The 9,704-nt window shown below is 73.2% G+C and carries 9 protein-coding genes; 6 read left to right on the forward strand and 3 right to left on the reverse strand.

Translation table 11 applies throughout. The annotated features are described in order from the left end of the window. From J1M40_RS08485 to J1M40_RS08500, 4 genes are all read left to right on the forward strand, one after another. Nucleotides 1-706, forward strand: a 706-nt coding sequence (locus tag J1M40_RS08485) for a glycine betaine ABC transporter substrate-binding protein (protein ID WP_274607996.1), incomplete at its 5' end; no start/stop codon positions are given. A gap of 83 nt (nucleotides 707-789) precedes the next feature. Further along, a complete protein-coding gene (locus J1M40_RS08490) occupies nucleotides 790-2,028 on the forward strand; it encodes a pyridoxal phosphate-dependent aminotransferase (protein WP_206450698.1) in 1,239 nt (412 codons plus the stop codon). Then, nucleotides 2,021-2,938 (forward strand): PPK2 family polyphosphate kinase, encoded by a 918-nt coding sequence (locus J1M40_RS08495; protein ID WP_206450699.1) that lies wholly within the window; start codon nucleotides 2,021-2,023, stop codon nucleotides 2,936-2,938. Before J1M40_RS08490 ends, J1M40_RS08495 begins: the two co-directional genes overlap by 8 nt. Nucleotides 2,939-3,065: 127 nt before the next feature. Further along, entirely contained in the window at nucleotides 3,066-3,650 is a 585-nt protein-coding gene (locus tag J1M40_RS08500; protein WP_010080458.1) for a type 1 glutamine amidotransferase domain-containing protein, read from the forward strand. A gap of 118 nt (nucleotides 3,651-3,768) precedes the next feature. On the opposite strand, the gene J1M40_RS08505 is transcribed toward J1M40_RS08500, so the two are convergent. Further along, complete coding sequence (locus J1M40_RS08505; protein WP_043281217.1) at nucleotides 3,769-4,056, reverse strand: exodeoxyribonuclease VII small subunit; 288 nt, start codon at nucleotides 4,054-4,056, stop codon at nucleotides 3,769-3,771. After that, nucleotides 4,053-5,366, reverse strand: a complete 1,314-nt coding sequence (gene xseA, locus J1M40_RS08510) for an exodeoxyribonuclease VII large subunit (RefSeq protein WP_206450700.1) — start codon at nucleotides 5,364-5,366, stop codon at nucleotides 4,053-4,055. Before xseA ends, J1M40_RS08505 begins: the two co-directional genes overlap by 4 nt. Nucleotides 5,367-5,557: 191 nt before the next feature. Between xseA and J1M40_RS08515 the strand changes: the two genes are divergently transcribed. Then, nucleotides 5,558-6,646, forward strand: coding sequence for a hypothetical protein (locus tag J1M40_RS08515; protein ID WP_206450701.1), 1,089 nt, complete (start codon nucleotides 5,558-5,560; stop codon nucleotides 6,644-6,646). Between the two features lie 53 nt (nucleotides 6,647-6,699). Further along, complete coding sequence (locus J1M40_RS08520; RefSeq protein ID WP_070709325.1) at nucleotides 6,700-7,806, forward strand: 4-hydroxy-3-methylbut-2-enyl diphosphate reductase; 1,107 nt, start codon at nucleotides 6,700-6,702, stop codon at nucleotides 7,804-7,806. Nucleotides 7,807-7,914: 108 nt separating this feature from the next. On the opposite strand, the gene J1M40_RS08525 is transcribed toward J1M40_RS08520, so the two are convergent. Further along, nucleotides 7,915-9,615 (reverse strand): DASS family sodium-coupled anion symporter, encoded by a 1,701-nt coding sequence (locus tag J1M40_RS08525; RefSeq protein WP_144826685.1) that lies wholly within the window; start codon nucleotides 9,613-9,615, stop codon nucleotides 7,915-7,917. Nucleotides 9,616-9,704 lie beyond the last annotated feature (89 nt).

Genomic DNA, 9,704 nt, shown 5'->3' on the forward strand with positions numbered 1-9,704 from the left:
GAGCCCCACCGCGCTGCCCGCCGGGGATCCCGCGGCCGACGCCCAGGCGGCCGGGCGCGTCCTGGAGACGCTGCTTGCCGAGGAGACGGCCGCAGCGGGGACACCGCAGGACGAGGCCCCGGCTGTGCTGTCCTCGTCGGCGGGCGTGCTGCGCCTGACCGCGGTCGTCACCCAGACCACCGCGGCCCGGCTCGAGCTCGAGTCGATCACGGACCTCAACGGCCGGTGCGAGTCGCTCACCGCCGTCGCACCCCCGCCCCTGACCGCCGCGGCGGATCCGGACGCGGCCACGGCCCTGCGCGCCCGCCTGGACCGGCTCGCCGGCTGTCGACCCGAGACCTGGCTGGCCGACACCGAGGACCCGAGCGCCGCCGTCGTCGCGGATGAGGCCCAGGTCGCGCTGCTGACCCGCACGGATCCGGAGATCGACGCGAACTCGCTCGTCCCGCTCGAGGACGACGGCCGCGTGCTCCCGGAGGGGCGGCTGACCGCCGTCGGCTCCGCCGCGACGCTGGATGACGACGCCGAGCGGCGCATCGCCGAGGTGATGTCCGCCCTCGACGGCGACGGTCTGCGGGAGCTCGAACGGCTCACCACGGGCGCCGACCCGCTTCCCCTCGCCGAGGCCGCGCAGTACTGGCTGGTGGACCATGGCCTGGAGGACGCGCCTGAGGACTGGTTCGTGCCCCGCGGCTCCTGGTTCTGAGCCCGCACGGATGCGGGGCGCCGGCCCGCGTCGCACGAGCGCGACTGTGATGCACACCGCCCGGGGGTGCCATGATGGAGGGCATGCCGACCCCGCGTCCCCGCCAGATCCGCCAGTCCGCCAAGCTGCTGAACGTCCGCTACGACGTGCGCGGCCCCATCCTGGAGGAGGCGCAGCGGATGGAGGCCGCGGGCCACCGGATCATGAAGCTGAACATCGGCAACCCGGCCCCGTTCGGCTTCGAGGCGCCGGACGCCGTCCTGGCGGCGATGCACCAGCACCTGCCGCACGCGCAGGGCTACTCGGACTCCAAGGGCATCTACTCGGCGCGCATCGCCGTCTCGCAGTACTACGAGTCCCGGGGCATCCGGGACATCGGCGTGGACGACGTGTTCATCGGCAACGGCGTGTCCGAGATGATCACCATGGTCTTGCAGGCCCTGGTCGACGACGGCGACGAGATCCTCGTCCCCTCGCCCGACTACCCGCTGTGGACCGGCGCCACCACCCTGGCCGGGGGCCGGGCGGTGCACTACCGCTGCGTCGAGGAGGAGGGCTGGGAGCCCGACCTCGAGCACATCGAGTCCCTCATCACGGAGCGCACCAAGGGCATCGTCCTGATCAACCCGAACAACCCCACCGGCGCGGTCTACTCCCGCGCCGTGCTGCAGGGCATCGTGGACGTGGCCCGCCGCCACAACCTCGTCCTCATGGCGGACGAGATCTACGAGAAGATCACCTACGACGGCGCCCGCCACATCAACGCCGCCGGCCTGTCCGACGACGTGCTCACCCTGACGTTCTCAGGCCTGTCCAAGGCGTACCGGGTGGCGGGCTACCGCTCCGGCTGGGTGGCCGTGTCCGGGCCGAAGCACCGGGCCGCCGACTTCCTCGAGGGCCTGACCCTGCTGGCCAACATGCGGATGTGCGCCAACGTGCCCGCGCAGCACGCCATCCAGGTGGCACTGGGCGGCTACCAGTCCATCGACGACCTCGTCCTGCCCGGCGGCCGGCTGCTCGAGCAGCGCAACCTCGCCCAGGACCGCCTGAACGCCATCCCCGGCGTGTCCGTGCAGCCGGCCCACGGCGCCCTCTACCTGTTCCCGCGGCTGGACCCGGAGGTCTACGCGATCGACGACGACGAGGCGTTCGTCATCGAGCTGCTGCGGGCGAAGAAGATCCTCGTCTCGCACGGCGGGGCGTTCAACTACCCGCACAGCGACCACTTCCGGCTCGTCACGCTGCCCAGCGTGAAGGACCTGGACGTGGCCCTGGACCGCCTCGAGGACTTCCTCGAGGACTGGAGGGAGCACCATGGCTGACACCCCGGCCACCGAGGCGGGCCGTCCCGCCCGTGCCACCGACGACGGCGTCTTCGACGGCCCCGCGCGGGAGCTGTTCGCCGCCCGCCGCGGGGACGAGGTCCGGGGCCCGGCCGACGTCGACGCCGCCGCGACGCCCGGCTACGGCGGGGACAAGGCGAAGGGCAAGAAGGACCTGGCCGCGCGCGGCGCGGTGCTCGCCGACCTGCAGGAGCTGCTGTTCGCCCAGTCGGTGCGCGACGCGCCCGTGGGGGAGGTGCCGTCCCTGCTGGTGGTCCTGCAGGGCATGGACACCGCCGGCAAGGGCGGGATCATACGCCACGTGATCGGGGCGATGGATCCGCTGGGCGTCCACGTGCACGCGTTCAAGGCGCCGACCCCGGAGGAGCGCGCCCACGACTTCCTGTGGCGCATCCGACCGCACCTCCCGCGGCCCGGCCTGGTCTCCGTGTTCGACCGGTCGCACTACGAGGATGTGCTCGTGCACCGCGTGCGCGGGCTCTCCCCTCTGGCCGAGGTGGAGGAGCGCTACGGGGCCATCCGCGAGTTCGAGGCGGCCGTGCGCGCCGCGGGGACACGGATCGTCAAGGTGATGCTGCGGATCTCGCCGGAGGAGCAGGCCAAGCGCCTGCTGGCCCGCCTGGACGACCCCACGAAGCACTGGAAGTTCAGCGAGAGCGATCTCGATGACCGCGCGTACTGGGACCAGTACATGGACGCGTACCGGATCGCGATCGAGCGGACGGACACCGAGGACGCGCCGTGGTTCATCGTGCCGGCGGACCGCAAGTGGTTCGCGCGGCTGGCGGTGCAGCAGCTGATCATCGAGACCCTGCAGGGGATGGGGCTGGACTGGCCGAAGGCCGACTTCGACGTCGCGGCCGCCCGCCGTCGCCTGCTGGCGGGCTGAGCGCCGCCGTCGTCGCGCTGGGCGGGCAGTGGTGGCCGGACCTTGCCAAGCACGGGGTCGCGGTGAGTCGATGTACGGACACCGGGCGCCGCAGAGGCGCTCCGGATCCGATCCGAAAGGTGGACCCATGACTGAGAACGCCAACCAGAATGCCCCGCTGACCGGCAAGACCGTCGCGTTCCTCGCGACCAACGGCGTCGAGCAGGTCGAGCTGACCTCCCCGTGGGAGGCCGTGATCGCCGCCGGCGCGACCCCCGTGCTCGTCTCGCCGGAGTCCGGCACCATCACCGCGATGCAGTCCGACTGGGATCACGGCGAGTCCTTCGACGTGAACACGACGGTGAAGGACGCCAAGGCCGAGGACTTCGACGGCCTCGTGATGCCGGGCGGCACCCTGAACGCGGACGCCATGCGCGTCAACAAGGACGCCCAGGCGTTCGTGCGTGCCTTCTTCGAGCAGCACAAGCCGGTGGCGGCCATCTGCCACGCCCCGTGGACCCTGATCGAGGCCGGCGTCGTGGAGGGCCGCCGCCTGACCAGCTACCCGTCCCTGAAGACTGACCTGAAGAACGCGGGCGCCCAGTGGGTGGACGAGGAGGTCGTCGTGGACAACGGGCTGACCACCTCGCGCTCCCCGGACGATCTCGACGCCTTCAACGCCAAGGTCGTGGAGGAGCTGAGCGAGGGCAAGCACGAGGACCAGACCGCCTGACCGACGTCGGGCGCGAGTCGCGTGGGGGCGGGGGCCGGTGGCCCCCGCCCCCACCGTTTCCCGAACGAAAGCGGGGCGGAGGCCGCCGTTTCCCGGACGAAAGCGGGGGGGGGCGTGGTCAGTCGACGTCGGGGGCGGCCTCGCCGCGCACCTGGTCGAGGCGGGCGCGGGCGCCGTCCAGCCAGGCCTGGCAGCGGTCGGCCAGCGCCTCCCCGCGTTCCCACAGGGCCAGGGACTCCTCGAGGCCGGCGCCACCGGCCTCCAGCCTCCCCACGGTCTCCATCAGCTCGGCGCGCGCCTGCTCGTAGCTCATCCGGGCCACGTCCGAGACGTCCGCGGAGGTGAAGCCCTCCACGCCGCTGGGGCGGCCCGGGTCCTGCGTCTGCTCCATGCCCTGTTCACTCATGCCTGTCGTGTCCTCTCGTGGGATGGGGTCGGGGTGGGCCGATGCGTCGCGACGACGTCTGCGGCGATCCGCCCGACCGCCACGAGGATGTCGAGCCGGTCGTCCGGGGCGACCTGGTCCGCGTCGCGCACGACCTGTCCGGCGTGCTGGACCACGGCGTAGCCGCGGTCCAGGGTGCGCTGCGGGGACAGGGCGCGGACGCGGGCGCGCAGCTGCGTGAGTGCGTCCTCCTCGCGGACGAGCCGGTGGCCCAGGGCGGACCGGCCGCGCTCGCGCCACCGGTCCGTCTCCTCCTGCCGGGTATCCACCATCACGTGCGGGCGGGCCAGCACGGGCCGGGAGCGCAAGGCCGCGAGCCCCTCGGCCTCGGCGCGCACGCGGCGCTCGACGGCCGCGGCCAGCCGCAGGCGCGCGTCGGCGAGTCCCGCAGCCTCCTGGGCCGCGTCCGGGACGATCCGCTTGGCCGCGTCCGTGGGCGTGGAGGCGCGCAGGTCGGCGACGTCGTCGAGGACCGGGCGGTCCGCTTCGTGGCCGATCGCCGAGACGACGGGCGTGCGCGCCGCCGCCACGGCGCGCACCAGCGCCTCGTCCGAGAAGGGGAGCACGACCTCCTCGAGCGCGCCGCCGCCGCGGGCGATGACGATGACGTCCACGGCCGGGTCGGCGTCGAGCTCGGCGAGCGCGGCGGCCACCTGCCGAGGGGCCTCGGCGCCCTGCACGGCGACCTCACGGATCTCGAACTCGGCGGCGGGCCAGCGCAGCAGGGTGTTGCGCAGCACGTCCTTCTTCGCGTCCGAGTCGCGGCCGGTGATGAGCCCGATCCGGTGGGGGAGCAGGGGCAGGGGTCGTTTGCGCGCGGGGGAGGTCAGCCCCTCCTCGGCGAGGGCCCGGCGCAGCAGCTCCACGCGGGCCAGCAGATCGCCGAGGCCGACCGGTCGCATCTCCTGCACGTTCATGGACAGGCGCCCAGCTTTGAGCCAGAAGTTCGGCTTTACGCGCGCCACCACGCGGGAGCCCTGCTGGACGGTCCCGTCCAGGGTCATGGCGACGTTCCGCCAGGCGGTGAGCGGCAGGGACACCTCCTCCTCGAGGTCCCGCATGGTCATGTAGACGTTGCCGCGGTTGTTCTTGAACTCGATGAGCTGGCCCTCGATCCACGTGGCGGGCGCGCGCTCGATGTGGGCCTTGAGGTTCTCGGAGAGCCGGCGCAGGGGCCACGGCCGCTCGGCGGAGGTCTCGCCCGCGCGGGCGGGCGCCGAGACGGGCATGTCCGACGCCGCCGAGGCGCCCTCGGTCACGGGCTGGTCCATCCGGGTCCCTCCTGTCCGCGCCCGGTCCGCCCGGGCACGGGCCCACCGTACCGCCCTCGCCGGACGCGCAAGACGGCGCCCGGGCGTCCCCCGGACCCGCCGCCGGCCCGGTCGGGCGCTCAGACCGGGGAACGTCCGGCCAGGATCAGTACGCTCGACGGGGTCGGAACGGAACGGAATGGAAGGACCCCATGCGCACCACTCTCAGTGTCCTCGTCGCGGCCCTGGCGGGCCTGCTGGCGGTGCTCGCGACGGCCGGTGCCCTCGTCGACGAGGCGACGCACCGCCCGGAGCTGCTGCGCGGGGTGACGGAGCAGGTCGCAGTGGACCCCGAGGTCCGCGCCGCCGTGCCGGGGGTGATCGACGACGTCGTGCACGACGCCATCCCCGAGCAGGTGCCGGGCCCGCTGGCCCAGGCGGCCGAGGACCTGCTGCGCCCGCTGGCCCAGCGTGTGGCGGACGACCCGCAGGTGGTGCAGGGCTGGTCCGACACCGCTGACGAGGCCCGGCGCGCCTGGCTCGCCCAGCTCGAGGACCCGCAGGGCGCGGACGAGCCCGGCTCGGGCGCGGACGTGACCATCCCGTTCGGTCCCGTCGCACAGTCCGGGATCACCGCCGCCCTGGGCGACATCGAACGTGACCTGCGCGAGGACCGGTTCGACCTGCCCGGGCAGGCGCTGCTGGAGACGATCGCGGGCGCGGACGTCGGCGACTGGGCCGCGGACACGCTGCTGGCACCCCTGTACGACCGCGCCGCGGACCTGCGGGACAGCACCGCGCTGCGCATGGACGCGCGCATCGACGCCCTGGCCGGCACGGATCGGGCCACCGTGCACCGCTGGGTGGACGCCTCCGCGCACTGGCGTTGGGCCGCCGCCGCCTCCGTGCTGGCGCTCGTGGGCGCCCTGCTGCTCGCCCCCCGAGGGCGGCGGGGCCTCGCCGTGGCCGTGGCGGGTGCGGTCGCCCTGGCCGGCGGACTGATCGGCGGCGCCCGCCTGGGTCCGGACGCGGTCCACCTCACGGCACCCGAGGGGGCCTCCCCCGGGGTGGCCGCGTTCGTCCAGCAGATGGAGGAGGCCGCCCGCCCGGCGTTCGCGGCCGCCGTCGCCCCCTACCCCCAGACCCTGACCACCCTGGGCTGGATCGTGCTGGCCGCGGGCCTGCTGCTGGCCCTGGCCGAGCTGTGGGTCGCTCGGCGTGGCCGGGTCCGTGCCGCCCGGGCGGACGGTCCCCCCGCGGTGGGCCGCTCCCACACCGCCGCCGACGTCACGTCGCGCTGAGCCCGCGGCGAAGCCCGGGCCCGGTCTGCGTCCCGGCCGATAGCATGGAGGGCATGTCCGCTCCCTCCGTCTCCGCCCGTCCGTCCGCCGTCGGCCTCGGGATGCCGCAGGTCCCGCGCGTTCGCCGATCCCGTGAGGAGGTGGAGGCGGCCGCGCCCGTGTCCGGTGAGAAGCGCGTGCTGCTGGCTGCCCCCCGTGGCTACTGCGCCGGCGTGGACCGCGCCGTCGTCGCCGTCGAGAAGGCCCTCGAGCACCACGGCGCCCCCGTGTACGTGCGCAAGGAGATCGTCCACAACCGGCACGTCGTGGACACCCTGACCGAGCGCGGCGTGGTGTTCGTCGACGAGCTGGACGAGGTGCCCGAGGGCGCCCTGACCGTCTTCTCCGCGCACGGCGTGTCCCCGGCCGTCGTCGAGGAGGCCGCCCAGCGTAACCTGCACACCATCGACGCCACGTGCCCGCTCGTGACCAAGGTGCACCGCGAGGCCGTGCGCTTCGCCAAGCAGGACAAGCGGATCCTGTTGATCGGCCACGACGGCCACGAGGAGGTCGAGGGCACGTTCGGCGAGGCGCCCGAGCACACCACGGTGATCAACGACGTCGCCGAGGCCCGCACCGTCCAGGTGGATGATCCGGACAACCTGATCTGGCTCTCCCAGACCACGCTCTCCGTGGACGAGACCCTCGAGATCGTCTCCGTGCTCCGCGAGCGGTTCCCGAACCTGCAGGACCCGCCCTCGGACGACATCTGCTACGCCACCTCCAACCGGCAGGCGGCCATCAAGTCGATCTCGCCGGAGTGCGACCTGGTGATCATCGTGGGCTCGGCGAACTCCTCGAACTCGGTGCGCCTCAAGGAGGTCGCCGCGGAGTACGGGGCCTCCCGCGCCGAGCGCGTCGACTTCGCCAACCAGGTGGACGAGTCCTGGTTCGAGGGCGTGGCCACCGTGGGCCTGTCCTCCGGCGCGTCCGTGCCCGAGGTGCTGGTCCAGGAGGTGCTCGCGCTGCTGGCCGAGTACGGCTACGGGCAGGTGGACGAGGTGGTGACCGCCGAGGAGGACATCATCTTCTCCCTGCCCAAGGAGCTGCGCGCCGAGATGAAGCGCGTGGGCGACGACGGGCGCGCCCTCGGCGGACGCCGCCGCGACGCCGAGGCCTGACCGCGCCCCTCGTCTCCTCGCTGAGGCCCGCAGACTCGCCGTCGCGACGCCGACGTAGCGGCGAGTCTGCGGGCCTCGGTGTGTCCGGGCCGGCGGGTGGTCAGGGACTCAGAGCCCGAAGACCCAGACGAGCAGGGTCATCGACGCGATGGAGATGAGCACGGCGGCGATGATGTTCAGCCACACGCCGCCCTTCACCATCTGGCCGATGGTCACGTAGCCGGAGCCGTACGCGATGGCGTTCGGCGGGGTGGCCACGGGCAGCATGAACGCGCAGGTCGCGGCGAGGGCGACGGGCGCGGCCAGCATGAGCGGGGGGACGCCGGTGCCCAGGGCCACGCCGGAGGCGACCGGCAGGAACGTGGCCGCGGTGGCCGTGTTCGAGGTCATCTCGGTCAGCAGCAGGATGCCGACGGCGGCGATCACCACGAGCACCCACACGGGGATGTCGCCGAAGCCCTTGACCTGCTCACCGAGCCACGTGGACAGGCCCGACTTGGAGAACTGACCGGACAGGGCCAGGCCGCCGCCGAACAGCAGGAGCACGCCCCACGGCAGCTCCTTCGCGGCCTCCCAGTCGAGCAGGCGCACGCCGCGCCCGGCCCCGCCGCCGGCCGGCAGGAGGAACAGGATGAGTCCGACGACCATGGCGATGGCCGCGTCCGAGAGCAGCGGGGACTCCAGGCCCAGGACGTACTCGGAGATCAGCGGCACGGTGATCCAGGCCAGCGCGGCGAGGATGAAGACGGCGAGGACCTTGGCCTCGGGGGCGCTCATGCGGCCGAGGCGGGCCAGCTCGGTGGCGATCAGGTCGCGGCCGCCGGGGACCTCGTCGATCTCGGGGCGGAACAGCACGCGGGTGAGCAGGAACCAGCACGCGAAGAGCAGCACGACGGCGATCGGCACGCCGACCAGCATCCACTGGCCGAAGCCGATCTCCACGCCGTGCTCGGCGGCCATGTGGCCCGCGAGCAGGGTGTTGGGCGGGGTGCCGATGATGGTGCCGAGCGAGCCGATGGACGCGGCGTAGGCGATGCCGAGCATGAGCGCGGTGCCGAAGTTCGTCTTCGTCAGGGAGCGGATCTCGGCCTGCGTGGGGGCCTCGCCGGGCGCGGATGCGGGCGCGGCGGGGCGGTCGGCCTGGTCCGCTGCCTCGTCCCCGGTCAGGGCGCCGTCCGTGCCGTAGCGCTGGACGAGCACGAGGATGGACACGCCGATGGGGAGCATCATCACGGCGGTGGCGGTGTTGGACACCCACATGGAGATGAACCCGGTGGCGATCATGAAGCCCAGGACGAGGTTCACGGTCCTGGCGCCCATGAACGTCAGGACGCCGAGCGCGATGCGCCGGTGCAGGTTCCAGCGCTGCATGGCCAGGGCGAGCATGAAGCCGCCCATGAACAGGAAGATGATGTTGTTGCCGTAGCTCGCGCCGACGGCGTCGAAGGTGATGCCGCCGTCGGACTCCTCGGCGGGCACGCCGAGCGGGAAGACCACGAGCGGCAGCAGGGCGGTGGCGGGGATGGGCAGGGCCTCGGTCATCCACCACACGGCCATGAGCACGGCGGTGGCGGCGACGAGGCGGGGCCAGACGCCGAGGTCGCCCGGCATCAGCAGGAACAGGGCGACGGCGAGCAGGGGGCCGGCCACGAGGCCGATGATGCGCTTGACGTTCTCGCCGCCGGGCAGCGGCTCGTCACGCATGCCCGGGGAGAGGTCGTGTTCGAACTCCTGGGCGGCCGCTCGGGGGTCGAAGCGGGAGACGTGCTCGTTGACGTTGCTCGGCGGGGGGAGCGGACGGGACTGCATGGGGCCTCCTCATCAGGTCAGGCCCTCGGCGCGGCCTGGCAATTCTCTGTGAGTTTCACGGTAGCAAGTGGCCCGGGGCACGGAAAGAC

This window comes from Micrococcus sp. KRD026 (assembly GCF_017168445.1).
GTDB lineage: Bacteria > Actinomycetota > Actinomycetes > Actinomycetales > Micrococcaceae > Micrococcus > Micrococcus luteus.